The sequence below is a fragment of the Streptomyces sp. NPDC002156 genome (assembly GCF_053593675.1).
Window position 1 is genome coordinate 1 of the sequence record NZ_JBSFDA010000008.1, and the last position, 26087, is coordinate 26087.

Genomic DNA, 26087 nt, shown 5'->3' on the forward strand with positions numbered 1-26087 from the left:
CGTGGAACTCGGGGAGTGAGCCGGGGAGGGAGTCCCAAGTGGTGAGGCGCTCCCATCGCGGCGAAGCCGCGCACGCCGGAGAACCTCAACCAGCTCGCCGCCCTCACCCGGGAAGCCGACGCTCGCCGCCGCGCCATGGCGGACCGGGGACAGGGCGACCGGCCACCGGCCCGGAGCCCTCCCCGGAGCGACTGCGACAGATCCAGCGCCTCATTGAGGAGAGTCCGCGGCGCCAGGCCATGCACCCGCCTCCGAAGCCGCGCCGTCGCCGCACGCGGCAGTACCCCAGCGGCAAGCTGAACCGAACGACGCGCGCACCGCACCTGCCGATGAAGCATCACCATGATGACTCGACGTGTTCCCCGCAAAAGCCCCCGCACCAACGGGAGCAAGAAACACGGCTCCACGTCGTGAACCGACCGGTCCCTACGTCGGCATCACTCCGGCGTCTTCAGCACGCCATTCCTCTTCGAGAATGCTGAACGTCAGGGAGTCCCGCCAGCCGTCCCGTATCCATGCCGTGTGTCGAAGGTGCCCCTCGTACGTCATGCCGAGCTTGGCCAGCACTCGGGCGGAACTGATATTCCGCGGGTCACAGGTGGCGAAGATTCGATGAAGCCCCAACTGGCCGAAGCCGTGTGAGAGAAGCCGGCGCCCGATTCCTGTGCCGATGCCCTGCCCCCATACCCGGGGATGCACAATGTAGGAGATCTCGCCCTGGCGCTGCGTGTGACTGCGGACATGCAGCTCGCCCACCCCGACAACGTCGTCCCCGAAGCGCGCTGCATAGGCGAACCTCTGCTGGGGTGTGCTCGACCAAGCCTCGACGGCGGCCTTCACGAAATCGCGCGTCTGGTCCTCCGTGTTCGGTCCCCAGGGCTGGAAACGACAGGCCTCTGGGAGACAGGCCCACGAGTGAATGGCTTGCCAGTCATCAAACGAGATCTTGTCCAAGGCCACCGAGTGCCGACTCATGGGTTGATCTTGCCAACCCGAGTCGGCCGGCGCTACGAGTTCAAAACACCTACCTGTGTGCACGATGCTGTGCACCGCGGGTTGGAACGGCTCACTGCCCGGCTGGCCGCCGCTTTGCCCCGTCCCGGCCGGTGAACCTACGTATTCGATTACGTAGTTCTACTGGCGCCCACGGAAGGCAGTGTTGGGAGACTCGCCCCATGAGCTTCCCGACGGAGCCGTGGTGTCACGCCGGGGAGCTTGTTGCTTCCCTACTGGACAACCGTCGCCAGCGGTCCAACGGGTAGCGAACGCTGTCCAGTCGCTAGAGCCCAGCTGAACATTGGAGAGTCCTCCGTTGGTTTCCAAGATTCGAGTCCTTCTGGGCATGCTCGTGCTCCTGGCGCTGGCCATCGGCGCCATCGCCCTGCTCGCGGCCATGAAAGCCGACGCCGCCTGGTTCACGATCGTTCCGCTCGGCATCCTGGTTACCGGCGCGACCGTCGTCCAGTCGCTCGGATGGTTCAACAAAAAGGCCGGTAACTGACCTGGCAGCTCGCAGGGCGCACAGTTCTACTACAGCGCCCTGCTCACGGGCCACCAGCCAGAACCACTCACTCCCGTTGCTCCGCGGCTTTGTCGTCGTGCGGGAACTCGGGAGCGCCCGGTGCCAGGCCCCGGGACAATGATCGTCATGACGTCTCTCGACTCCAACCCACTTTTTGCTCGGCTTGCCGATGCCGAACGGATCCTCGTCGCGGGAGCGGGCGGCGGCTTCGACATCTACTCCGGCCTGCCGTTGGCTCTTTCTCTCCTGCACCAGGGCAAGCAGGTGTACCTCGCGAACCTCTCGTTCAGCGCCCTCGACGGTCTTCCGATCGATGACTGGGCCGCCCCCGACCTGGCCGCGATCACTCCCGAATCCGCTCTGCACCAGAGCTACTTCCCGGAGCGGACCCTTGCTCAGTGGCTGCGCGGGCATGACTACCCGTCCACCGTGTACGCCTTCCCCCAGACCGGGGTACGTCCGCTGCGCGCCGCCTACCAGGCACTGATCGATCTGTACCGCGTCGACGCCGTGGTGCTGGTCGACGGTGGTACGGACATTCTGATGCGCGGTGACGAAGCCGGGCTCGGCACTCCGGAGGAGGACCTGGCCAGCGTGGCGGCGCTGGCCGCGCTGGACGGCGTACCGACCCGGCTCGTCGTCTCAGTCGGCTTCGGTGTGGACGCGTACCACGGCGTGAACCATGTGCAGGTGTTGGAGAATATCGCCGCGTTGGAGCGCGACGGCGCGTACCTCGGCGCCTTCTCGATACCGCGTGCCACCCGTGAGGGCGCTCTCTACCTCGACGCGGTGACACACGCTCAGCAGCACACACCGGAGCACCCCAGCATCGTGAACGGTTCCATCGCGGCAGCCGTGCGCGGCTCGTTCGGCGATGTCCGGTTCACTGACCGCACCCGGGGCAGCGAGTTGTTCGTGAACCCGCTGATGTCCCTGTACTTCGCCTTCGACCTGCCGGGTCTGGCAGCCCGCTGCCTCTACCTGGACCGGATCGAGGAGACCCACCTGATGCGCCAAGTCCATTCACGGATCGCCGAGTTCCGCGAATCCATCATCACTCGCCCACCCCGCCGCTTCCCGCACTAGTGACGAGGCCGACGGTGCGCTGCCCGGTGCCATCGCTGCGTCCGCCATCGCCCGTGTGACAAGGGTTGAGGGGGGAACCCGTCTATGGTTCGAGGATGTGTCGCAGATAGGCGTGCGGGTCGGCGAGGTAGCGGCGCCAGTGATCCACGACGCCGAGCTCCCGCCAGACGGCCCTCCGCATACCGTGCTCGCCGATCTCGATGATGTCCGCGCCCGGCAGTGCGGTGAGCAGGGGTGAGTGTGTGGCGCAGATGACCTGGCCGCCCTCCTTGGCCAACCGGTCGATGTGCCCGATCAGTTCGAGGCACGAGGAGAAGGAGAGCGCCGCCTCCGGCTCGTCGAGAACATAGAGCCCGGCGTGCAGGAACTTCCCGCGGAACGCCGCGAGAAAGCCCTCACCATGGCTGACATGGTCCGGCGAGAACCCCTCCCTGTCCAGGGCGTCCAGCGCGGTCTCGGCCCGCAGGAAGAAGCCCTTGCGGGCCGACCAGTTGGTGGCCATGCGGCGCCCGCGCCCCGAGGCGGCGTCGAACTTCATCCGCTCGCCGAGCGCCGACTTGCCGCGCGGGGAGGCGTAGCGCCAGTCGTGGGAGCCGCCGTAGGAGTCCAGGCCGAACCCCTCCGCCAACGCCTCGACCAGGGTCGACTTTCCCGAGCCGTTCTCACCGACCAGAAAGGTCACCGGCGCGGTGAACCGCAGCCCTTCGTCGAGCAACTGCCGGACACAGGGCACCGACCAAGGCCAGGCGTCCTCGTCGTACGAGGAGAGATGGGCATACGCGCGTTCGACAATCACGCAACCAGTGTCGCCCGGACTTGGAAGGCGTACGTGCACCGTGTGGTCGGCGTCAGTACCTTGCGCTCGTTGTCGCCCGGGCTCCGATCGGTCACGCAGCCGTCCCACGCGTTGTGAGGCGGTGCCCTCAACACCTCCGAGCTGAACTCCGCACGCTCGAGTCGGCGAGCTGGGCTGTGCGGCCACGTGCGGCGCAGGACCACGGTCCGGCGCACTCCAATCTCCAGCATCGCCCGAACGCGCTGCCGGCCTTCGCCCTGACTGCGCAAGGCGAAGGCCAGTGGACCCGGCGCTCCTCAGGGGGTGAGGTAGCAGCCCTTGCGCACACCGGGCAGCGGATCGGTGCCGAAGGCCGCCGTCGTACAACCGGTGCCGCCGGTGAACGTCTTGTGGACGAAGGCGCCCCGCGCGCCGTAGGCAACGGTCCGCTGCCCGCTGAAGGCGCACGTCCCGGCTTCGTCCGAGCAGGCCGTGGAGTAGCCGACCGGGCCGCCACTGGCCGTGTAGCAGGCCTTCGACTCACCGGAGATGGGATCGCCGAACGTGGCGTCGGTGCACGGGGTGTCGCCGGTGGCCGTCCTCGTGGCGAACGCTCCGAAGGCGCCGTACATCACCGGCTGTCCCGCCGCGGCCGGGCAAGTGCCGTTCTGGGACGCGCACTTGGTCCAGCCGCCGGCCGGGGCACCGTCGGGCGGCAGGTAGCAGGACTTGGCGACGCCGTCGATGGGATCGCCGAAGTGGGCGTTGGTACAGGCGACGGAGGCGCCTGTGACCTGGTGGGCGAAGTTGCCGTTGGCGCCGTAGGCGACGTCACGGTTGTAGCCGGGTACGGCGCAGGTACCGCCCTCGGCGGCGCAGACGGTGTATCCGGGCGGGCCGCCCGCGTCGGCGACGTAGCAGGACTTGAGGAGGTTCGCCGCCGGGTCGCCGCCGAAGGAGGCGTTGGTACAGGCGGTGCTGCCGCTCGCCGTCTTGTACCTGTACGTGCCCGCCCCGTAGGCCACCGCGCGGGTGCCGCTGAAGGAGCACGTACCGCCCTCGCCCGCGCACCGGGTGAAGCCCGCCCGCAGCGCACCGGTTCCCGGTTCGGCGGGCGGAGGAGGATTGCCCAGCCCCGCGGCGGTCACGGTGTAGCTGCCCGGAGCGACGCCGGTCAGGTAGACGTAGGTGTCGTCCTGGCTTCCGCCGGTGATTCCTGCGGTGGGCGTGAAGATCCCGTCGTTCCAGACGACGTTGCCGTTCACGGAAACGGAGATGTCGGAGCTGCCGAACTTCGGGACGCCGATACGGCCGTTGGTGCCGGCCGGGCTGGTGAGGTGCGCCGAGTAGGTGCCGGCGGCGGGGACACGGGACCAGGACGCGTTGATCGCGCCCTGCGGCATGGTGATGCGGCCCTCGGCGCTGGTCAGGTTGCCGGGGTGCGGGACGAAGCGGTACGCGCCGGTCGCCGACTCGGGGGTGGTGCCGAGCACGTCGAAGGTGAGTGTGGAGGTGGGCGCGGAGGACCAGCCGTGGGCGAGGCTCATGAACGAACCGCCGTAGGCGAGGCCGCCGTCGGCCCTGATGCCCTCCCAGAAGGTGCTCTTCGTGCCGATGTCGCTGTTCAGCATGTGGCCCCAGGTACGGCGGATCTGCGCCAGGGCGGTGTGGTCGTCATTGGCGGCGAAGTGGGCGTTCAGCTCCATCCCGCCGGCGAACGGCGAGACGTTGCCGCCCCATTCGGGGGTGGTCGGACCGTAGATGCCCCACCGGGTGGCGAGTTGACCGACGATGCTGCGCGACTTCGCTGCGGAGTCGGTGAGCCCGTACCAGACCGCGAGCGAGTTGCCGTCCTGCGGGTACAGGCCGCTGGTCGGGTTGTCCTTGTACATGCCCTTCGAGGCGTCCCACAGACGGGAGTTGGCGGCGGCCTTGACGGCGTCCGCCTTGGCGGCCCAGGTCGCGGCGAGTGCGCTGTCGCCCTTGACCTGGGCCAGGGTGACGCCGTTCTTGAGTGCGGCGTACAGCAGCGCGTTGGCGGAGATGTTCTCGCCGCCCTGGCCGACCCGGGCCCAGTCCTGCGTACGGGTCACGTTGAGCAGGTTGTTGCCGTCGATCTTGTCGATGATGAAGGCCATCCCGCGCGTGTAGTTCGCCCATTGGGAGTCCAGCCACGTCCGGTCGCCGGTGTAGGTGTAGTACGTGGCCGTGCCCAGCAGGGTCCAGGTGTGGTAGGTGTCCGAGCCGGTGAGGTTGAACGGCGGGCCCGACCAGGGGATTTCGCCTGCCGTCGACTGCACGTTGTACATCGTGGTGAGTGCGTTGCGGGTCGAGGTGAGGTCGCCCGAGTACGCGTACTGCGTGGGTACGGCGATGCCCAGGTCGCCGGGCCACACCGTACGGTCGCGTTTGGCCCCGTCGACCAGGACGGAGTCGCCCACGCCGACGGTCGCGCTGTTGTCCCACTCCGTGGCCGGCGGGGGCCAGGCGCGGCCCTGGTCGGAGGCGATCGTGTTGAGCTGCACCGTGTAGGCCCCCGCGTACCAGATGCGGTTGAGCAGGTCGTCGCTGGAGTGGAAGTAGTTGGCGTAGTCGGCCGGGTTGGCCTTCCCCGGATCAGCGGTGAAGGCGAGGCTGACATCGGTGAGATCCACCCAGCCCGAGGTGTCGAGGAAGACGGTGAGGTAGCGGAAGCCGCCGCGCTGTCTCGCGGTGGGCATCGTGTAGGTGCCGTTGGCGGAGGCCGTGGCGTAGAGGGCCCCGTCCTCGCCGTCGCGGCCGCTGCTGCGGTCACTGTTGGTGCCCACGTACAGGGACGACTCGCTGAAGGCCAGGCCTACGCGTTGGCCGCTGCCGCTGGTGGCGCCGAAGGACAACGTTGCCACTCCGCCGACCTCTTTGCCGAAGTCGAGCGTGACGGCCGACTGCGAGCCCGAGATCCGCGTCGGCTGTCCGCCGAGGACGTTCTGCGGGTTCGCGACGCTGCCGGACGTTCGGAAGACGGCGGTCGGCTTGAGGGTGCGGGAGGTCGGCGAGTAGTTCAGGGCGTCAAGGGCCGCCTTGCTGACGCCCGTCGGGGTCACCGGGGCCGCAGCGGAGACGGACGGTGCGGGACCTGCGGCCAGCACGGCAGCCGCGACCATGGCGAGGCTGAGCAAGTGGTACCGGCCTGGCGATCTGCTCAGCGGGGAACGACGGCGCATGGAAACCTCCCGGAACGGGTGCGGGAACACGGAGACGTTGAGGCGTTACGTATGAAACGATTCAAATCTGTGACGCGTGAGGCTCAGTGGCTGATCGGACAGTGGGACGCGCGAGGAGTCTCGCCGAAGTGCCACCGATGATGGGCGCCTGAAAACGGGGTGTCAACCCGTCACGGTCACCGCGAACAGCCCTTGAAATGAAGCTCGTTGGGACCATTGACAGGGTCTCGTGAAGTCGATTCACTTGCCCGGAGGCTGGTATGGACCAGTGCACGATTCCCGCCCGGCCCGCTGGGGTCCCCATCGTGGAATCGAGGCGAGCGACGATGTCCCTGCACGACTCCGACATCGTCATCGGGTAAGCGGTCGCGACTCGTCGGCCTTCTGCTGACGGCGGCTCTCGCGCGTGCGGCGCCGGCCGTCCCGGCCGCGGTGCCCGCGTCCCCGTCACTCCGATGGGCGACGCCGACCGTCCCTCAGCCTTCGCGTGCACGCACACGCACCAGCAGAGGTCAGCCCTGGCCACCGGCCTTCCCGCACTCCGGGTAGAACGTGCTCAGGCCCGAGTCGGGCATGTTGCTCGGGGTGTCGTCATCGGTCTGGTCCGCGTAGGCCCTGTACCTGCTCGTGTCGGCGGTCGCGTCGGTGAGTCCGGTGTCCCCGTCGCCGAGGCGTGCCTCTGTCTGGTAGACGCCGTCGCCGGCGTAGCTGAACACGGCGAGGTCGGGGTGGGGGTCGTGGTCGTAGTCGGCCACGGTGATGCCGCGGGTCTCGCCGAGGTCGAGCTGCCGCGTGCGCTGTCCCTGTCCGGAGGCCGAGAAGGGGCCCGAGATCAGCTTGTCCACGGTCGGCTCGATCGCGTCGTCTCCCTGGATCTGCCCGGTGGCCACGACGACCAGGTCGCTCCACCCGTCGCCGTCGAAGTCGGCCACCGCGGCCAGTACGTCCTTCTCGCCGCTGCCGGAGCGGCCGACCAGCTTCCGTACGCCGACCGGGGTGCCGTAGCCCGTCTCCTTGCCGAAGGCGACGGTCAGTCGGGCACCGGTGTGGGAGGGGTCGGAGACACGGTCGGTGAGGCCGTCGCCGTCGATGTCCGCCAGCAGATCCCCCGACGGCGTCACGCACGAGAGGACCGAGGGGCTGCCCGTGGGAAGTGGAGGTGCCCCTTCGACAGCCTCACCGCAGGCGCCGAGCAGGACCACGGCCGACACCAGACCGGCCGCGCGCCGGAACAGCTGCGCACGCCCGCTCGGACGGCTCGTTGTTCGCATGACTGTGACAAGCACCTTTCAGACAACGGGAGATGACCGCTGAAGCCTTGGGCCCAGGCGGCAACGCCACCGCCGGGAACGACCGAGCCTACTGACTCGCAGCAGGCGCCGATCGAGGGCCCCGCGCCGGATCGGACCTTCCGCCGTCCAGCCCTGCACACCAAGGGCATGGCCATGGCTGGACCGAGCGCCGCTGCCCGTTTCTGGTTCGTCTGTGAAAGGTGCCCCAAGGCCACTCGGCAACTTCCCATGGGGCACGCGAAGGAAGACCGTGGCTCGTCGAACTGCCGTGCTCACAGGCGCCGGAGGAAGTGGCTGTGGCCTCGATCGCGGAACCCCTGAGATCGGCGGCCGACTGGTCACCGAACAACTTCCCGGCCCGCCGGCCTTCTCCCGCGTCTGCGGCTTGCCGGATCTTCCGGTTCGGCCACGGCGGTTTCCGAGTGGCCGCCTGGAGGGCGGCGAGTACCGAGCGGTGGCCGGGCCTGTGCCGTCGCTCGTGCGCTGCGAGACCTACGGCACCTTGAACTCGATCTGGGTGATGGCCGGCCCGTCGCCGGTGACCTGGCCGTCAGTGATGGACTCGGTCCAGGAGCCGTCCTTTTGGAGCTTCGCCAAAACGGTGGGGGAGAGGCTGACCGTGATCTGGATGCCGCCCCCGGCAGACGGGGCACGGTCGATACGAACGTCATTGCTCATGGCGACGAAGCTACCTCCAACACACCGGTCGGCATGGGCCGTTGGCGTTTTACCCAAGGTCGTGGGGCTACGGGCCGATCGGTCCTGCCACCGTCTCCGAGACGATCTTCCTTTCGTCCTCACACGGCTCATCGGTGCTGAACCCGATCTCTGCACCGCCATCGATCGGCAGAATCCGGAGGGCGAGTTCCGCACGGCCGCAGCGTGTATCCGACCGGCCCTGCTCGTGGCGGATCCGCCCAAGCAGCGAGGAGCCCCTCACCTGCACCGACATGCCCAGCAAGCTGTCATGGCAGGACGCGACACCGCTTCTCAGGCCAGCAGGACGTCCTCGCCCGCCGTCACCGCGACGACCTGCGTGGCCGGCGGCGCCTCGGCCTGCACCGGGGTCCCGAAGTCCGACAGTGTCATCGTCGTCGTGGCTTTCATACCGCCGAAGTAGGACAGCCGGGCCTGGACGGCGCGTCCCTTCCCGTCGACCCACACGTCCGCGTAGACGGGCACGTCGGCGCCCAGCTTCTCGCGCAGCTTGTCCAGCCCCTGCTTCGTCTGCGTCGTCATCCGGAGCGTCGCGGTGGCATGGTCGATCGTGCCCCGGTAGTGCACCGCGGGGGCGCCGTTCACCTGTTCCTCGCCCTCGTTCGACACCTGTCGGATCGCCTTCATCTGGCGCAGCAGGTGCTCGGGATCGTTCAGCGGCGCCCGCAGGAAATAGCGGGTCAGAGCCTCGCTCCGGACGGCCGCAGCCCACATGCCCGCGTCCACCGCCCGCGAGCCCCGCACATAGACGGTGTCGCCGACGAAGACCTCCTCGACGGGGTCCATGCCACTGTCCTCGAGCTCCACCGTGAGCCGGCCCCTGTCACCCGCCAGGTCGAAGGCACCGGCGATCGCGAACACGTACGTCGTGGGGCTGTCGGAGGACCGCAGCTCGATCCTCTCGGCCACGCGGGCGCTGTCCGCGCTCGTCCTCCCGATCGCGGCGCGCACGGCCGCCCCGTGGTCCACGGCCTGCTCCGCGCTCTCCTGCGCGTCACGGTCCGCACCGCCGGAACAGGCGGTGCAGAGCACAAGGACGGCAGCGCAGAGGATATGGACGCGGCGCATGGGCTCTCCGGGAAATCGTTACTGCGGCAGGGCGAAGCCCGAAAGGACCTGGAGATCCTCGCACGAAACCAATGACGGGGCCCGAGCGTTTCGGCCTTGCCCCTCCCTTGCTCCCCTTGCCCCTTGGTTTGTTCTTCAGCCTCTGAGCCAGTCATCCCAACAGGGCAGCCGTGAACACCTCGCGGTGAGTCACCAGGCAGGACGCGGTGGCCTGTTCGATGACGCCCGGCAGTTCAGCGCGGTCCTGCGGGGAGAGGCCGTAGCCGTCGGCGAGGATCCGCAGTCGTGTCGGGGCGTCGAGCCCCGTGGGATGGAGAGCCGCCGCGGACGTGGGATCGAGCATGGGAACCCAGTAGCGGGCGGTCATGGCAACGTCCCACACTGCTCGCCCGGGGGCCGCCATATCGAAATCGATCAGGGCTGCTGCACGGCCGTCGCGGAAGACGACGTTCTCCGGGCACACATCGTTGTGGCACAGCATCGTTCCTCCCGCCGGGTCGGCCAGGGTCAGCTGCTCGCGGCCGTCTGCGGTGAGATTGACCGGCCTCGGGGCCGCGTCGAACCCGTGCTCTGCGAGTGCGAGGAGATGGGCATGAAGGGCGCGCGCGGTGGGCGGCGCTGGGCGTTCCACCAAGGCACCGCGGCGGAACACCGCGCCCACGTTCACCATGCCGCCGGCCAGGGCTTCGCCCTCTGCCGTCTCGCCCTCAGCAGTCATGTCGATCACGCTACCTCTGGGTCGGCCGTGTGGAGGACGGTCCCGAAATGCGTATCGAACCAGGTCGCTCACCTGGGCATTCGCCAGACGCTGAGGCGGCCTTCGTCCGATCATGTGCTCCGACCAAGGACACCCGTGACCACAACCAAGGCCGTGAGGGTGAGTTCGCTGCCTGATCATGTTCCGGGGGACGCGTTCGCGAAAGCGTCACGCTTCAGGGACGACCTATTCGACTGCCTGACCGCGCGTGGGGATGAACTGTTCGAGTTCACCGACGCGTTGCTGTCGCGCTGGCCGAAGGAACGCCGACGGACGGGCGTCTCCCACACCATCCACGAGATCCTCGCCTCCCATCCCCGACGAACAGGAACAGTTCGAGGCGGTCGACACCCTCCCGTCCCCCCCCGGCCCCCATCCCCCCGGGCCCAACCCGCGCGGCGGATCCCCGCGCTGGAGGCACGACAGCGCGAAACGGATCGAGGCGCTGGCTCTCCCACTCGCCCTCACGTCACGCTTCCTCCCGACGCGTACTCCTCCCCACGGGACAGCCGCCGCAGTACCTCCCTGCTGGCCGTGGCGATCAGCGGTGGCACATCGAGGTCGTCGAGCATGTCGGCGGCGGCCTGCATTTCGACGGTCCGGCGTACGGCGTGCAGGTGGCTGCCCTCGACCAGCCGGTCCAGGGTGGTGGCGTCCGCGCGGGTCAGCTCCTCGGCGATGATCGTGCGCAGCCAGTCCTCGCAGCCCGCGGCCCGAGCCGCGTCGAGGGCTTCCACGACGGCCGCCGCCAGGCCCTTGTAGAACACGCTGCGCAGCAGCTTGCGTTCGGCCGCCAGACCGGCCGGCCCGTCGAGGACGTCCACGTTCGCGCCGAGGGGGCGGAGCGCCTCGGCGTAGCGACCGGCCCCCGACCCGGAGACGAGCATCGGCGTTCGCAGTCCCCTCCCGGGCACGGTCGCCATCAAGGACACGTCGGCGAAGTCGACGCCGTTGGCCCCGGCGATCTCGCCGAGGTGTCGCTTCAGGGCGGGGGAGGCGGTGTTGAGGTCGGCCCAGAGGCCGCTGGGAGGCAGGCCGGCCAGTCCTGCCCGGAGTGCGTGCTCGGCATCCGAGGCGCTGTTGACGCTCAGGACGAGATCGCAGCCCGCGGCCGCCTCCGCCTCGCTGCCGGTGTCCACCACCCCTGGGGGTGCCGTGACCCTGGGATCGTAGCCGCGCACATGCACGCCCGCGGCGACCAGGTCGCCCGCTACGGCGCCGCCCGCCTCTCCCAGGCCGAGTACGGCGATGCGCAGGTCCTGGACGGTGGCGGAACGCATCGGCACTCCTCAGAATTGGCAACAATATCGTTGCCAGTCTGCCCTCTCGGTGGGGAGACCCGGAAGGAGGCCACGTGCCGGCGGCGCGCGAAAGCTCGTCCGGGTCCGGCCCGGTCGTCGAGGCGGTCCGCAGGGCGATCGTGAGCGGGGACTGCGTCCCGGGCCAACGGCTGGTGGACGCCGATCTGTCGGAGCAGTTCGCGGTCAGCCGAGGCGCTGTGCGCTCCGCGCTGATCGAGTTGGGCAACGAGGGGCTGGTGGAGCACATCCCGAACCGGGGCGCCCGGATGCGCGCGGTCTCCCTGGCCGAGGCGATCGAGATCCCCGAGGTCCGGATGGTGATCGAGGCGCTCTGTGCGGCCGAGGCCGCGCAGCGGGTGACCGAGGCGGAGATCGCCGAACCGCGGGAGCTGCGCGAGCGGATGGCCACCGCGGTCGGCGCCGGTGTGGTGACGACCTATTCGGAGCTGAACAACCGACTGCACCGGCGCATGCCGGAGACGAGCGGACCGCGCACCGACGAGGGGGTGATCGAGCGGCTGCGCGGACAGTCGGTCCGGCACCGGTTCCGGCTCGCCATGCAGCCGGGGCGCCCTTCCGTCTCACTGCCGGAGCATCTCGGGATCATCGACGCCATCTGCGGCCGCGATCCCGACGCCGCGGAACGGGCCGCCCGACACCACCGCGGGAGCATGATCAACACCCTGCGCGGTACGGGCAACTCACCTCCATTCTCCGCGAGTTGAGCGCGTTCCCCCTGGTGGGAGGCGTCAGGCCGGAGGCCAGGTACCACTCTCTGCGCGGACCATTGACGGGCCCTGATTGATTGTCAACAATCTGGGTCACCAAATTGGCGACAGGGAGCCGCACATGGCCGACCGAGCAGCCACGCATCCGACCCCTTCGGACCGCTCCCGCGCGCTCGTCGCGGGGGCCTACGACATCCATGTCCACATCGCACCCGACCTGATGAAGCGCCGCGTCGACGATCTGACCCTCGCGCCCCGCTTCGCCGAGGTCGGGCTCGGCGGGTTCGTGCTCAAGTCGCACTACGTTCCGACGGCGGAACGGGCCGAGGTGGTTCGCCGTGCCGTACCCGGGTTCGGCGCGGTCGGTGCCATCACGCTGAACGGCTCGGTGGGCGGGATGAACCCGGTCGCCGTGGAGATCGCCGGTCGCGGCGGCGCCCAGTTCGTCTGGCTGCCGACCGTCGACAGCGCCAACGAACGCGCCTGTACGGCGGACAGCCCCGAGGGCGCCACACCGCCCATGTGGGTCCAGCTCCAGAACGAGCTGCGGGCCGCCGGCATGGCGGCCGACCCGGTGGACGTGGTCGGCCCCGACGGCAAGGCGCTGGAGACCACCCGGCAGGTCCTCCGGGCGATCGCGGCGCACGACATGACGCTCGCCACCGGCCATCTCCATGCCGACGAGATCGCCGCGGTAGTGGACGCCGCCGTCGAGGAGGGCGTGCGCCGGATCGTCATCACGCACCCGGAGTTCACCTCCCAGCGGGTGGGTGTGGAACGCCAGCGTGAACTCGCCGCCCGGGGCGCCCTGTTGGAACGGTGCTTCACCACCCCCTACACCGGCAAGGTCTCTTGGGAGCTGTGGCTGGAGAACATCAGGGCGGTCGGCCCGGAGCACTCCGTGCTCTCCAGCGATCTCGGACAGCCCTTCAACCCTCCGGTGGAGGACGGACTGGCGCTCCTCGCCGACCGGTTGCTCGTCGCGGGCTTCACCGAGCAGGAGATCCGCGTCATGGCCGTGGACAACACCCGTTGGCTCGCCGGAGTGACGGACGACCGGTGGCAGCGATGAGCAGCGTGGTGGAAGTCCGGCGGCTGACCAAGCAGTTCGTCAAGGGCGACCTGGGAATCGTGGCGCTGCGCGAGCTGAGCCTCGGGATCGAGGAGGGCTGCTTCGTCACGGTCCTCGGCCGCAGCGGCTGCGGCAAGTCGACCATGCTGAACATGATGTCCGGGCTCATGCGCCCCACGTCGGGCGTCGCGACCTACCGGGACAGGCCGGTGTCCGGCCCGCGTACCGAGGTCGGCTACATGACCCAGTCCGACACCCTGATGCCCTGGCGCGACGTCGTCCGCAACGTCGAAATGCCTATGGAGATCAAGGGAGTCGAGTCCAAAGAGCGCCGCAAGCGCGCGCTGGACCTCATCGAGCGGGTCGGCCTCACCGGCTTCGAACGCCACTACCCGCGCGAACTGTCCGGCGGGATGCGGCGCCGGGCGAGCCTGGCCCGGATGCTCGCCGGCGACCCGGAGGTGCTGCTGCTCGACGAGCCCTTCGGCGCACTCGACGCGCAACTGCGTTCCATTCTCCAGGCCGAACTGCTGCGGCTGTGGCAGGGCAGCGGACAGACCGTGGTCTTCGTGACCCACGACATCGAGGAGGCGCTGCTGCTCGGCGACCGGGTCGTGGTGCTCGGCCGGGTCGGCCGGGTGGTCCTGGACAAGGAGATCGACCTGCCGAGGCCGCGCGACGGCGACGAACTGCGGGTCGACCCGCACTTCGTCAGCCTGCACAAGGAGATGACAGTGGCGCTCCGGGAGGCGCAGTGAGCACGGTCGACGAGAAGAAGACGGCGAATGCGGCCATGAGCACCGAGGAAAGCGCCGAGAAGAGCACCGGTCAGTCGGTCACCGTGCCGTTGAACCGCAGCTGGTGGGAGAAGCACGGCGGCGCGGTGATCATCTGGGGCGGCCGGCTGGTCTTCGTCGTGGTGCTGCTGGTCGCCTGGCAGTCGTCCGCGGGCCGCCTGTTCGATGTCACCTACACCAGCAGGCCGCTCGACGTCCTGGACCGGCTGACCGACTGGCAGCGGGACGGCATCCTCTGGTCCAACACCTGGGTCACCCTCCAGGAGGTCATCCTCGGGTTCGCCTTCGGTGCCGGCGCCGGCGCGCTCACCGGGTTCGTCCTCGCCTCCCTGCCGACGTTCTACCGAGTGGTCGACCCGTTCATGGTGGCCCTGTACTCGCTGCCGAAGGTCGCGCTCGCACCGCTGTTCATCGTCTGGTTCGGCATCGGCCTCCAGATGAAGGTGCTGCTCGCCGCCGTCACCGTGTTCTTCCTGGTCTTCCTCAACACCGCCGTCGGTGTGCGGGAGGTCGACCGCGGACTGATCGACGCAGTCCGTCTGATGGGCGGACGCCGGCGTGACGTGGTGTGGAAGGTCGTCCTTCCCGGCTCGATGACGGGTCTGCTCACCGGTCTCAAGGTCGCCGTCCCCTACTCGCTGATCGGCGCGGTGATCGGCGAACTGGTCGCGTCCAACCGGGGGTTGGGCTATCTCATCAGCGACGCGGCGGCCAACTACGACACGGCCGGCGTCTTCGCGACGCTTGTCGTGCTCGGGACGATCGCCACCGTCCTCAACCTGATCGTCGGCGTGCTCGATCGCAGGGCCAATCGCTGGAAGCCTCTGGAGGGCCGCACATGAACCGTCGTCAACTCCTGAAGAGCGCACTCGCGAGCGGGGTCGTCACGCTGGCCGGCGCGGGCTGCGCCGACGCCGGCGGTGCGACGAAGACCGGCAAGCTCTCGATAGGGCAGGTCAGCACGTCGATCGCGTTCTTCCCGATGTTCGTCGCCAGGGAGAAGGGCTACTTCGAGGACGAGGGCGTCACCTTCGAGGAGCCCGTGGTCCTCGGCAACGGCTCCAAGGTGGCCGCCGCCCTCAAGTCCGGCAGCATCGAACTCGGCGGCGGGGTGATGACCGACGTCCTCAAACTCTCGGAGACCGGCAGCGCCCTCAGCCTCGTCGCGGACATGGTCGACACCTACTACATCGACATCATCACCGGCACGAAGTTCGACGGCGCGGCGGCCGACGCCCCGCTGGACGAGCGGATCGCGTCCCTCAAGGGCAAGAAGATCGGCATCACCGGGCCGGGCAGCGGCACCGAGGCACTGGTCGTCTACCTGTTCAAGAAGGTCGGACTGGACCCCAAGAAGGACGCCGAACTGGTCAACCTCGGCAGCGAGCCCACCGCGGCGCTCGGCGCCCTGAAGGGCGGCCAGGTCGACGCCCTCTCCTTCGCCCAGCCACTGGCCCAGCAGGCGGAGGGAGCCGGCTCCGGCACCACGTACATCTCCCCGTGCCGCGGCGACGTCCCCGGACTGCTGCATGTGTCCCACGGGGTCATGTTCACCACCCAGAGCGTCATGAAGAAGAAGGGGAAGGAGATAGCCGCCTTCCAGAGAGCCCTCGTACGGGCCAGGAAGGACATCCACGGCGGCGACTCCGCCGAGGTCAAGAAGCTGCTCGCCGCGTACCGCAAGGGCATGCCCGACGCGGCGCTGGAAGCACTGCTCCCGCTGCTGAAGGAGGAGATCCGGGCGACGAACGGCTTCCCGCGTTCGTCCTTCGACGCCGCGGTCGCGTTCCACACGACCTCCGGCCTCATCACGAAGGAGCCCGACTACGACCAGCTCGTCCCGGCGAACCTGCGCGAGACGTGAACACGGACGTCGTGGTCGTCGGCGGCGGCAACGCCGCGATCGTGAGCGCGCTGACCGCCGCCGACGCCGGAGCGCGGGTGCTGCTGCTGGAACGCGCACCCGTGGTCTTCCGCGGTGGCAACAGCCGGCACACCCGCAACATCCGGTGCGCACACGACACCGGCGACGACTTCACCACCGGCCCCTACCCCTTCGACGAACTCTGGCGCGACCTGTGCGGGGTGGGGGAGGGGCCGAGCGACGAACGCCTCGCCGAACTGACGGTCCGTCAATCTGTGGACGCCCCCGCCTGGATGAGCGCCCACGGCGCCAGCTGGCAGCACGCGCTCACCGGCACGCTCAACCTGGCCCGCACCAACAGGTTCTTCCTCGGCGGCGGCAAGGCGCTGCTCAACTCCTACTACCGGACGGCCGAACGGGCCGGGGTGAGCGTCGAGTACGGCAGCAAGGTCACCCACCTGCACATGGACGGCGACACCTGCACCCGGGTACTCGTCGAGGACGGCCGTACGATCCACCCGGCCGCCGTGATCTGCGCGAGCGGCGGCTTCGAGGCGAACCTCGACTGGCTCGGCCGCTACTGGGGCGAGGCCGCCAAGGGCTTCCATGTGCGGGGACCGGCGTACAACGACGGGGGAGTGCTACGGGAGTTACTGGACGCGGGAGCCCAACAGGCGGGCGAGGAGAGGGGGTTCCACGCCGTTGCGGTGGACGCCCGCAGCCCGAAGTACGACGGCGGGATCGCCACCCGCATCGACGCCATCCCCTTCGGCATCGTGGTCAACCGCGACGGCCGCCGCTTCTACGACGAGGGAGAGGACATCTGGCCCAAGCGGTACGCCAGTTGGGGACGGAACATCGCCCTGCAGCCCGGCCAGCTCGCCTACGCTCTGTGGGACGCCAAGGTCCACGGCGCCTTCCTCCCACCCATGTACGGCACCTACAGCGCCCGGAGCATCGAGGAACTGGCCGAGCTGCTGGGCCTGGACAAGCGGGCCGTCACCGAGACCGTCGCCGACTTCAACGCGGCCGTCGACCGCGTTCCGCCCCGCCCCTTCACCATGGCCCGCCCCGACGGCCGGGCCACCGCAGGCCTCGACCCGCCGAAGAGCAACTGGGCCCAGCGCCTCGACACCCCGCCCTACCACGCGGTCCCGATGCGCCCCGGGATCACCTTCACCTACCTCGGCGTCGCCGTCACCGAACAGGCACGGGTGCGCCGGGCGGACGGCGGGGTCTTCCGCAACGTCTTCGCCACCGGAGAGATCATGTCGGGCAACATCCTCTCCACCGGATACCTCGCCGGATTCGGCATGACCATCGGCACCGTGTGGGGCCGCATCGCCGGACGAGAGGCGGCCCGCCATGCCCTTGGATGACCTCTTCGACGAGGCCGAGCGCCAGCTCACCATCTGCAACTCCTGCCGCTACTGCGCCGGTTACTGCCCCGTCTGGCCGGCGCTGGAGCTGCGGACCGTGCTGGAACACTCGGACGTCACCCACCTCGCCAACCTCTGCCACGACTGCGGCGACTGCCTCAGCGCGTGCATGTACGCACCGCCGCACGAGTTCGCCGTGGATCCCCCGAAGGTGTTCACCGAGATCCGCGAGGTGACGTACCGGCGCTACGTCTGGCCGCACCGCGCACCGGGGCGACTGGGGACGGGCGTCGCCTTCGGCGTGGCGTGCCTCGTACTCGCCCTGCTGTCCTACCTGTCGACCGGCCGCCTCTTCGTGGTGGCCGACACGCCCGGAGACCCGTACGAGATCCTTCCACACATGCCGATGCTGATCGCGGTCGGAGCGCCCAGCCTGTGGGCGGCCGGCATGTTCGGCTGGGCGGCGCTCCGGTACTGGCACGACATCCACGGCCGACTCACCGACCTCCTGAAGCCCCGCGCCTGGCTGACGACCTGCACACAGACGGCGCGGCTGCGGCACATGACCGGCGGCGGCGCCGGATGCGAACCACCCGGCCGGCGCGGATTCCATCTCGTGCTGATGTACGGCTTCGGGCTCTGCGTCGTCTCCACGACAGCGGCGTCCTACCTCCAGAACGTGCTCGGCGAGCATCCCCCGTACCCCTACCTCTCCGTCCCCGTGATCAGCGGCAGTGTCGGCGGGATCGCCATGATCGTCGGCGGGACCGGGCTGTGGATGCGCCGCGGTGGCACCGGCTTCCTGTGGGCGCTGCTCGTCCTCGCCGCCACCGGGATGCTCACCCTGCTCCTGCGGGAGACCGCCGCCTTCGGGCCGCTGCTGCTCCTCCATGTCGCCGCGGTCGTCGTCGCCTTCGGGATCGCGCCGTACACCAAGTTCGTCCACTGGATCTTCCGGATGCTGTCCATCCACCACGACAACCTGGAGCGTTGACATGGGCAACACCGCCTCCGTGGTCGCCGGATACGTCCGTGCCCTGGGCACCCGGTTCGTGTTCGCCTACCCGGGAGACCCGATCATCGAGCTGATGGAGGCACTGCGCGCCGCCGACGTCGAGGTCGTCCTCGGCAGCCGTGAAGGCACCGCGGTGTTCATGGCCGAGGCCCAGGCGATGGTGACCGGGCTGCCCGGGGTCTGTCTCTCGACGCTCGGGCCCGGATCGACCGCGATCGTCAACGGGGTGGCCGCCGCCACCTGGGACCGGGTTCCCCTGCTGGCGATCTCCGGTCAGATCGACCCCGGACGCGAGGACTTCGTCACCCACCAGGTGGTGGACCACAAACTGCTCTTCTCGCCGGTCACCAAGTGGGCGGGCCGGATCCACCCCAGGTCCGTCGACGCCGTGCTGCGCAAGGCCCTCCGCCTGGCCGTCGCCGAACGACCCGGGGCCGTCCATCTCACCGGCTCCGCCGAGGCCTTCGCCACGGACGCACCCGAAACCGCCGTGGCGCCGCCACCGCTCGACGGCGCCGCCGGAGGCGTCCGGGTCCATGTCGCCCCCGGTGGCTCGGACCCCACGACCCTCCTGCGTTCCGCCCGCCGTCCGGTGCTGCTGGCCGGGGCGGGGGCGACCCGGTGCGGTGCGTCCGACGCCCTGATCCGGCTGGGGGAGGAGGTCGGAGCCCCGGTGGTGGTGTCGCCGATGGCCAAAGGCGTGTTCCCCGAGGACCATCCGCTCTTCGCCGGCGTCCTCGACATGGCGTGCAACCAGGTCGTGTGGGAGTTCCTGGCGGGTAGCGATCTTGTCGTCGCGGCCGGCTTCGACCCGGTCGAGCTGATCAGACCGTGGTCCCTGTCGGTACCGGTCCTGCATGTGGACACCACGCCCAACACCGACCAGATCTACCCCAGCGCCTGCGAATTGGTCGGGGACGTCTCCGCGAGCCTGGACTGGCTCGCGGACGGCTGGCGGGGCGAACCCCGCTGGAACGAACAGGAGGTCGCGGCCCACCGCGACCGGCTCCGTACGGCCTACTACGCGGGCCGGGTCGCGGGCCGCCTCAACCCCACCGATGTCATAGACGTCGTCCGCGCGAGCGCGCATCCCGAAACCGTCGTCACCTGCGATGTCGGCTCGCACAAGCTCCTCGTCGGCCAGGGCTGGCGGACGAGTCGGCCCCGCAGCGTCCTCATGAGCAACGGCCTGTCCGCGATGGGACTTGGGCTGCCCGGGGCCATCGCCGCCCAGATGACCCTCGGTGAGACTCCCGTCGTCGCCCTGATCGGTGACGGCGGCTTCGCGATGGCCGCGACCGAACTCAGACTGGCCGCCGCGCGCCAACTCCGCCTCGCCGTCGTGGTGTTCGTCGACGGCAGCCTCAACCGCATCGAACTCAAACAGCGGGCCCTCGGCTATCCCAGCACGGCGACCCGCCTCGACGACATCGACCTGGTCGCGCTCGCGGGCTCGATGGGCTGCGACGGCGTACGCGTGACATCGACGGCCGAACTGGAGAAGGCCACGGCAGGGCTGGCGGGCCTGACCCGGCCGCTGCTCATCGAGGCACGGATCGACCCCGCCCAGTACGAGGCCCAGTTCTAGAGCCCACCACCAGTCGCGCAGGGAGCCGGTATGACCGTCGTCGAGCAACTGGCCGAGTTCGCGGTCGCCCAGCGGGCGAAACCCCTCACGGAAGACGTGACGCACGCGGCCGTGCGCGCGGTCGTCGACTGGGTCTCGGCCACCGTCCCCGGCTCGGTCACCCCGGCCGCCCGCGCACTGACCGAAGCGCTCACCCCAACTCCCGGACCCGCACGGCTCGTTCCTTCGGGGCGAGCAACAGACGTAAGGACCGCGGCACTGCTCAACGGAACTGCCGCGCACGCCGCCGAACTCGACGACATCTACCGCGACGCGTTCTACCACCCCGGCGCACCGACCATCGCCGCCGCGTTCGCGGTCGCCGACCAACTCGATGTCTCCGGCGAGGACTTCCTCCGCGCCGTGACCATCGGGTACGAGATCGGCGCACGGATCGCCCTGGCCGTCGGGCCCGCCCACTACCGGCACTGGCACACCACCGGGACGGTGGGCACCTTCGGCGCCGCAGCCGCGGCGGCAGAACTCCTCCGCCTCGACACCGGCCGGTTCGCGGGCGCGCTGGCGCTCGCCGCGACAACGGCCGCCGGACTGCAGCAGACCTTCCGGTCACCGTCCACGGGCAAACCCCTGCACTCGGGACACGCGGCCGAGGCCGGGGTGGTGGCCGCGCTCGCCGCCGACAAGGGCCTAGCCGGCGCCCTGGACGTCCTGGAGGGGCCGGCCGGATTCGGTGTCGCCACCGCCGGGATCACCGATCTCTCCGTCTCCGGCCTGGGCGATCCGTTCTGTGTCACGGCGACGACGGTGAAGTACCACGCCTGCTGCGGACACACCTTCGCCGCGATCGACGCCGCACTCGAACTGCGCGCCGACGGCATACGGGTGGAGGACATCACCGGCATCGAGATCGAGACCTACGCGACCGCCACCCGGGTCGCCGGCCGCGTCGACCCCCGTGAGCCCGGCGAGGCCCGGTTCAGCCTCGCGTACACAGTGGCCGCCGCACTGGTGCTGGGCAGCGTAAGACTGCGGGCCTTCGAGCCCGAGGCGCTGTCGGATCCGGCCGTCCGCAACCTCGTGGCCCGCACCACGGCACGGGTCGATCCGGAGCTGGACGCCATGGCCCCCGGGCGCCGGGCCGCCCGCGTACGGATCACCGACCGGCAGGGTGCCTCGTACGAACGACTGCGGCTCACGCGGAAGGGCGACCCCGAAGACCCCCTGAGCGACCAGGAGTTGCGCGAGAAGTACGACGAGCTGGTGCCGTCGGTCGTCGGCCGGACACGGGCCGAGACGATCGCGAGCGCCCTGTGGAAGCTGCCGGCTCTCCCGCGAATGACCACCTTGGACTGGTGCTGACATGACGGGACTTCTCCTCGACGGCACCTGGGCGAAGGGACCGGGCAGGCTCCCGGTGGCCGACAAGTACACCGGCGACCTGATCGCCGAACTCCAGGTCCCCGGGCCCGACCAGATCGACACGGCGATCTCCTCGGCGGCCCGGGCCGTGGGCCAACTCCCGTGCGGGGAACGGGCGATGATCCTCCGCCGTGCGGCCCGGCTCCTGGACGAACGGCGTGCCACGATCCTCGCGCAGTACGTGGCCGAGACCGGCTTCACCCCGGCGGACGCCACCACCGAACTCGACCGAACCCTCCTGATCCTCGAACTCAGCGCCCAGGAAGCCCTGCGGCTGACCGGCGAGATGGTCCCCGTCCAGGCCGCCGCGGGGCACGACAACTCGCTCTGCTTCACCCTGCGGGTCCCGGTCGGCGTAGTCGCCGCGATCACGCCGTTCAACGCACCGCTCAGCACCGTCGCCCACAAGATCGCCCCCGCCCTCGCGGCGGGCAACGCGGTGGTGCTCAAGCCCGCCGAACAGACCCCGCTGTCCTCGATCGCACTCGTACGGGCACTCCTCGACGCAGGTCTGCCCGACCGGCTGGTGCAGTTGCTGCCCGGCCCCGGCGAGACGGTCGGCGACCAGCTGATACGCCACCCCGACGTCCGCTACATCACCTTCACCGGATCGACCGAGGTCGGCCGGCACATCCGGGCCGTCTCCGGCCTCGCCCGCACCCACCTCGAACTCGGCTCGAACTCCCCGACCCTGCTCTGGCAGGACGCCGACCTCGGCCACGCGCTGCCGCTCATCGTCCGCGCCGGGTACCGCAAGGCCGGCCAGGTCTGTACGTCCGTACAGCGCCTGCTCGTGCACGAGACGATCACGGACGAGGTCACCTCACGGCTCACCACCCTGATCGGTGCCATCCCGTACGGCGACCCGCGCGCCCCCGGAACCCAGGTCGGGCCGTTGATCAGCGCGGCGGCGGCCGGGCGGGCGGAATCCCTGGTCAAGGACGCGGTCGGCCAGGGGAGCCGCCTGCTCACCGGAGGAATGCGGGAGGGCGCGATGATGTCCCCAACGCTGCTGGCCGGGTTGCCGGAGAAGGCCCGGCTCGCCTCGGAGGAGGCGTTCGCACCCGTGCTCGCCACAGCCCCGGTCGGCTCCCTCGACGAGGCGATACGGATGGCCAACGCCACCGGATACGGCCTCCAGGCCGGGGTGTTCTGCCAGGACCTCGACGTGGCGTTCGCCTTCGCCCACCGGCTGGAGATGGGCGGCGTCATCATCAACGACACGTCCAGCTGCCACCCCGATCCGATGCCGTACGGCGGGGTCAAGGACAGCGGCCAGGGAGCCGAAGGACCCAGCTATGCCGTCGCCGACATGACCGACTCCCGCACGGTCCTGATCCGGCACCGTCCGCCTGCTTCTTGAACCCCGTCACTGTTCGCGCCGCGACCCTCGGCCCCGTACATGAGGTGGTCGACGTCGGCCATCTGGCCCAGGCGTTCCACGGCACACCTAGAGCTCCCAGCGATCCCCGTGAACTGGTCGACAGAGCCTGGGACTTGAGTGCGCTCGGGCGGTGCACGAAACACTCCTCCAACGCTGGGAGCACGCCGAGCCGCCCTCCGGCGAAGCTTTGTCGCAGCTTCTGCTGCTCATCGACGACTGGGGGCGGCTGTTGCGGAGCGATCCGGGCCTGCCCGCCGCGAACTTGGACGACGACTGGCCCGCACCCCGATCGGCTCGGACCTTGTCCCGCCTCCGCAGGCGGCTGGGCCCCGGCGCCGACAAAGAGATCGACCAACTGCCGCGCCCCGGCTCGGGGTGACCGCCGGGCCTCCCCAAGTGTTCGAGGGTGAGGCACGTTCTTCGAATCACGTAAATGTTCGAGTCTGGTCCAGGGCGGTGACATCACCCCGGAGGGATCGGAGTGGCAATGAGGGGATGGGCAGGGGCAGTAAGTCGCGAGGGGTGGTCCAGGTGCGAGGTTGTAGGCGTCTGTACGCCGTCTGCGGGTTCTGCCTGCGGTACGGCGCCTCGCACCCCGAGCAGCTTGCGGAGCGGATCACCGAGCGGGGCATGGACGCGGTCGCCCTGACCGACTGGGACACCCTCGGCGGGGCCGTCCGTTTCGCCAAGGCTGTGGACCGGGCCGGTATCCGCCCCCCTGTTCGGAGCGGATCTTGCGGTGGAGGCGCCTCCCGAAGTGGCTGGACGCACAGAGCGGCCCGCAACAGCGACGACTTACCCGAACCCGAAGCCCCGATCACCATCACGAACCGCTGCCGCTCCAGCCGCCCGGCCAGATCCTCCACCAACTGCTCCCGGCCGAAGAACCACTCCGCGTCCTGCCGACGACGCTCTCATTCCTGGGCATCCCCGTCGCAGGAGCGCACGTGCGCCAGGGGCACCGCACCGCCAGTGTCCGGTAGGGCGGAGTGCCTGCCTGCCTTCCGCCGCAACTACCGCAAGCCCAAGGCGAACTCCGGTAGCGGACCGTCCCCCGCGTCCAGCGGTCGCTCCTTGTGCGGCATCGCCACACCTCCCCGTTCCCCCAGGTGACGGCCCGACAGCCGCGTCACATTTTTCATGAGTTGTTTGTTCGGCACCAGTACGCCGAAGACGAACAACGCGCGGGCCACTACACCTGGAGCGACCGGCCCGGCCGCACTCGTGACGGCCAACGGCCGAGGTTGAGGAACCGGAGCGGGAGTACAGGATGAGACTCGTCGCCCCGTCTGTCCGGAAACAGCAAGGAACGGATACTCACACTCCCGAAAGGATCTGCCGATGAAGAACCTTCGTACGACTCTGGCAGTCGGAGCGACAGCCATCGCGGCCGCACTCATCAGCACGTCCCCGACCGCCGCCTCGCCTGAGATGACTCCCTTCGACCAGGCCGCCGCCTGTATCCAGCCGGTGAATCCCGTGAGCGCCGGGGCGGCGCAGGTTCACCTTTTCTTGTGCGACAACGGCTGGCATGGGCAGATCACTGGTGCCACCCCTGGGGATGAGATCTGGGTGACGAACGCATCGGGCGCCGTGACCGCTTGGCGTACGGTGCCCACGGGCGCGACCTCGATGAACAGTGGCACGGTCGGCACCTTCGGGTCACCGTGGCGTGCCTGCGGAAAGGACATCAGTCGCGGCGTGATCGGATGCACCGCCTACAACTGATCTGAGCTCAGCGCAGGTTCGACCGCGGCTGGAACGTGAAGCCCTTCACCACGTGTCGCGTGGTGAAGGGGTGACGCTCGCGTACTGCGTCCCCGTCGGCGGGCGAGATGCCCAGAGCCCGCACAGCCCGCATCACATCATCGCAATGCGGCGTGATCCCGTGAATCTTCTGGGACAGAGGAGGCGGCTCATCGTGTTTGTACGCCCACATCAGCGCCGCTTCTTCAGCGCGGGGAAATCTGGATTGCATGCGATGGCTTCGTAGACAACACAGGCCAGAGAGCAGAGATCGGTGGCCCTGTTCGTCGGATGGCCAGACATCTGCTCCTGCCGGCGCCTGTCACGCACGACGGTCGGTGGGGCCGTCCTCGTCGCTTTCCCGGCGGTGCGTGCGGTTTGCGGTCTCCTCGGTGTCGACCGGCTCAGCGGACAACAGCAGCGGCTTGCCGCCGCGCCGGGCCGGCTCCAGCCAGTACAGCCGGTACGCCCCCGGTGGCGGCAGCGGCGGCGCGCCGTCGGGCAGGAGAACGCAGGTCTCGCCCACACGCGCCGAGGCCCCGATCTCCCCCAGGGCGACGGCGATCCGGCCTGCCCGTAGGGCGGCGATACGGCCCCGCCGGCGCCGCCGAGCCCGCCACCGGGACTGTCCGGCCCACACCGCCAACGGCACGGCGTGGAGGCCGAAGATCACACCCACTGTCACCATCATCTCCAGCGCCCCGGGCCTCTGCTCCTCCGGCAGGCCGACGTACTGCCTCCGAGAGGCGTCCACCGCGATCCCCACACCGATCACGAGGGCTCCCCAGCCCAGCAGGACGGCCCACGCCACGATCGGCGGCCACACTCTCCGTCCGGCGATCAACGCCCATTGCACCGCGGTCACCTCACCCGCACTGTTGGCCGCCCACGCCTTCGGGCTTGTCCACACATCGGCCGTTGACAGCCCGCCCACGCCCTTGGTTCGCCCGCACCGCCCCACCTCCACGGCCGAGACCTCCGCTCTCCTCATGTACTGAGGGCAGACGCTGCTGAGTTTTTCTCGGTTGCGCTACACCTTCGCCGCGCGGCTGACCTGCGATAACGGTCATCGGCTCCGCCTCAAGTAAAGAGGGCAGGATGCTTTTCTCATCCCAATACGGGTGTGTAGCTCCCCGCTTCGAAATCCCTCGGCCCGTCGGCGGATCTGGCCGCTCATCGGGATGCTGCCCTGTCCCCATCGGTTGCCCGGCCGTCGTTCCGGACGGGCTGTGGGAGATCGCGAAGCCGCTGAACCCGCTGTCGAGAGTGAGGCCTCACGGCGGCGTAAGCCAGGACCCGCCTGATGAGACGCGACTTCCTCGGGCTGCTTCCGGTTGACGAGTTGTCAGGGACCGGCGGGCGCAGGCCAAGACG

General features: G+C 69.4%; 24 protein-coding genes and 2 pseudogenes. 15 read left to right on the forward strand and 11 right to left on the reverse strand.

Annotated features, from left to right (window positions below):
- Positions 1-426: 426 nt before the first annotated feature.
- Positions 427-975, reverse strand: a complete 549-nt coding sequence (locus ACWCRB_RS05920) for a GNAT family N-acetyltransferase (protein WP_450994859.1) — start codon at positions 973-975, stop codon at positions 427-429.
- A gap of 367 nt (positions 976-1342) precedes the next feature.
- Between ACWCRB_RS05920 and ACWCRB_RS05925 the strand changes: the two genes are divergently transcribed.
- Positions 1343-1501: a hypothetical protein gene (locus tag ACWCRB_RS05925; RefSeq protein WP_450994860.1), complete on the forward strand. Its 159-nt coding sequence runs from the start codon at positions 1343-1345 to the stop codon at positions 1499-1501.
- Between the two features lie 147 nt (positions 1502-1648).
- Positions 1649-2608, forward strand: a complete 960-nt coding sequence (locus tag ACWCRB_RS05930) for a DUF1152 domain-containing protein (RefSeq protein WP_450994861.1) — start codon at positions 1649-1651, stop codon at positions 2606-2608.
- Between the two features lie 82 nt (positions 2609-2690).
- Here the strand turns inward: ACWCRB_RS05930 and ACWCRB_RS05935 are convergent, their stop codons facing one another.
- The 7 genes from ACWCRB_RS05935 to ACWCRB_RS05965 form a co-directional block, all read right to left on the reverse strand.
- On the reverse strand, positions 2691-3404 hold the full coding sequence (locus ACWCRB_RS05935) for an AAA family ATPase (protein WP_450994862.1): 714 nt from the start codon (positions 3402-3404) through the stop codon (positions 2691-2693).
- Positions 3405-3700: 296 nt separating this feature from the next.
- Entirely contained in the window at positions 3701-6586 is a 2886-nt protein-coding gene (locus ACWCRB_RS05940) for an alpha-L-rhamnosidase-related protein (RefSeq protein WP_450994863.1), read from the reverse strand.
- 512 nt (positions 6587-7098) lie between these two features.
- Positions 7099-7857: an FG-GAP repeat domain-containing protein gene (locus ACWCRB_RS05945; RefSeq protein WP_450994864.1), complete on the reverse strand. Its 759-nt coding sequence runs from the start codon at positions 7855-7857 to the stop codon at positions 7099-7101.
- 513 nt (positions 7858-8370) lie between these two features.
- A complete protein-coding gene (locus tag ACWCRB_RS05950) occupies positions 8371-8556 on the reverse strand; it encodes a hypothetical protein (RefSeq protein ID WP_235472450.1) in 186 nt (61 codons plus the stop codon).
- Between the two features lie 312 nt (positions 8557-8868).
- Positions 8869-9663, reverse strand: coding sequence for an LppX_LprAFG lipoprotein (locus tag ACWCRB_RS05955; RefSeq protein WP_450994865.1), 795 nt, complete (start codon positions 9661-9663; stop codon positions 8869-8871).
- Positions 9664-9814: 151 nt separating this feature from the next.
- Complete coding sequence (locus ACWCRB_RS05960; protein ID WP_450994956.1) at positions 9815-10381, reverse strand: phosphotransferase; 567 nt, start codon at positions 10379-10381, stop codon at positions 9815-9817.
- 503 nt (positions 10382-10884) lie between these two features.
- Positions 10885-11700: a DUF1932 domain-containing protein gene (locus ACWCRB_RS05965; protein WP_450994866.1), complete on the reverse strand. Its 816-nt coding sequence runs from the start codon at positions 11698-11700 to the stop codon at positions 10885-10887.
- 74 nt (positions 11701-11774) lie between these two features.
- On the opposite strand from ACWCRB_RS05965, the gene ACWCRB_RS05970 reads away from it, so the two are divergent.
- The 12 genes and pseudogenes from ACWCRB_RS05970 to ACWCRB_RS06025 form a co-directional block, all read left to right on the forward strand.
- Positions 11775-12446, forward strand: a complete 672-nt coding sequence (locus tag ACWCRB_RS05970) for a GntR family transcriptional regulator (RefSeq protein ID WP_450994867.1) — start codon at positions 11775-11777, stop codon at positions 12444-12446.
- Between the two features lie 124 nt (positions 12447-12570).
- Positions 12571-13521 (forward strand): DUF6282 family protein, encoded by a 951-nt coding sequence (locus ACWCRB_RS05975; RefSeq protein ID WP_450994868.1) that lies wholly within the window; start codon positions 12571-12573, stop codon positions 13519-13521.
- Positions 13518-14279, forward strand: a complete 762-nt coding sequence (locus ACWCRB_RS05980; protein WP_450994869.1) for an ABC transporter ATP-binding protein — start codon at positions 13518-13520, stop codon at positions 14277-14279. The genes ACWCRB_RS05975 and ACWCRB_RS05980 overlap by 4 nt, the downstream gene beginning before the upstream one ends.
- Entirely contained in the window at positions 14276-15160 is an 885-nt protein-coding gene (locus tag ACWCRB_RS05985) for an ABC transporter permease (protein WP_450994870.1), read from the forward strand. Before ACWCRB_RS05980 ends, ACWCRB_RS05985 begins: the two co-directional genes overlap by 4 nt.
- A complete protein-coding gene (locus ACWCRB_RS05990; RefSeq protein ID WP_450994871.1) occupies positions 15157-16182 on the forward strand; it encodes an ABC transporter substrate-binding protein in 1026 nt (341 codons plus the stop codon). The genes ACWCRB_RS05985 and ACWCRB_RS05990 overlap by 4 nt, the downstream gene beginning before the upstream one ends.
- Entirely contained in the window at positions 16179-17561 is a 1383-nt protein-coding gene (gene tcuA, locus ACWCRB_RS05995) for an FAD-dependent tricarballylate dehydrogenase TcuA (RefSeq protein WP_450994872.1), read from the forward strand. The genes ACWCRB_RS05990 and tcuA overlap by 4 nt, the downstream gene beginning before the upstream one ends.
- On the forward strand, positions 17548-18555 hold the full coding sequence (gene tcuB, locus ACWCRB_RS06000; RefSeq protein ID WP_450994873.1) for a tricarballylate utilization 4Fe-4S protein TcuB: 1008 nt from the start codon (positions 17548-17550) through the stop codon (positions 18553-18555). The genes tcuA and tcuB overlap by 14 nt, the downstream gene beginning before the upstream one ends.
- 1 nt (position 18556) lies before the next feature.
- On the forward strand, positions 18557-20164 hold the full coding sequence (locus tag ACWCRB_RS06005) for a thiamine pyrophosphate-binding protein (protein WP_450994874.1): 1608 nt from the start codon (positions 18557-18559) through the stop codon (positions 20162-20164).
- A 30-nt stretch (positions 20165-20194) separates the two neighbouring features.
- Positions 20195-21523 (forward strand): MmgE/PrpD family protein, encoded by a 1329-nt coding sequence (locus ACWCRB_RS06010; protein WP_450994875.1) that lies wholly within the window; start codon positions 20195-20197, stop codon positions 21521-21523.
- Between the two features lies 1 nt (position 21524).
- Positions 21525-22946: an aldehyde dehydrogenase family protein gene (locus tag ACWCRB_RS06015; protein ID WP_450994876.1), complete on the forward strand. Its 1422-nt coding sequence runs from the start codon at positions 21525-21527 to the stop codon at positions 22944-22946.
- A 151-nt stretch (positions 22947-23097) separates the two neighbouring features.
- The gene (locus tag ACWCRB_RS06020) at positions 23098-23346 is read left to right on the forward strand and encodes a PaaX family transcriptional regulator C-terminal domain-containing protein (RefSeq protein ID WP_450994877.1); all 249 of its coding nucleotides are present in this window, start codon (positions 23098-23100) and stop codon (positions 23344-23346) included.
- Positions 23347-23462: 116 nt separating this feature from the next.
- A pseudogene (locus ACWCRB_RS06025) lies at positions 23463-23748 on the forward strand (PHP domain-containing protein); the annotation flags it as partial.
- On the opposite strand, the pseudogene ACWCRB_RS06030 reads toward ACWCRB_RS06025, so the two are convergent.
- Positions 23717-23833: pseudogene (locus ACWCRB_RS06030) on the reverse strand (nSTAND1 domain-containing NTPase); the annotation flags it as partial. The pseudogenes ACWCRB_RS06025 and ACWCRB_RS06030 sit on opposite strands and share 32 nt — an antisense overlap.
- Positions 23834-24308: 475 nt before the next feature.
- On the opposite strand from ACWCRB_RS06030, the gene ACWCRB_RS06035 reads away from it, so the two are divergent.
- Positions 24309-24695 carry a hypothetical protein gene (locus ACWCRB_RS06035; protein WP_450994878.1) on the forward strand — a complete coding sequence of 129 codons (387 nt, stop codon included), beginning with the start codon at positions 24309-24311 and terminating at the stop codon, positions 24693-24695.
- Between the two features lie 7 nt (positions 24696-24702).
- Here the strand turns inward: ACWCRB_RS06035 and ACWCRB_RS06040 are convergent, their stop codons facing one another.
- On the reverse strand, positions 24703-24945 hold the full coding sequence (locus ACWCRB_RS06040; RefSeq protein WP_450994879.1) for a hypothetical protein: 243 nt from the start codon (positions 24943-24945) through the stop codon (positions 24703-24705).
- 90 nt (positions 24946-25035) lie between these two features.
- The gene (locus ACWCRB_RS06045) at positions 25036-25704 is read right to left on the reverse strand and encodes a hypothetical protein (protein ID WP_450994880.1); all 669 of its coding nucleotides are present in this window, start codon (positions 25702-25704) and stop codon (positions 25036-25038) included.
- Between the last annotated feature and the right edge of the window lie 383 nt (positions 25705-26087).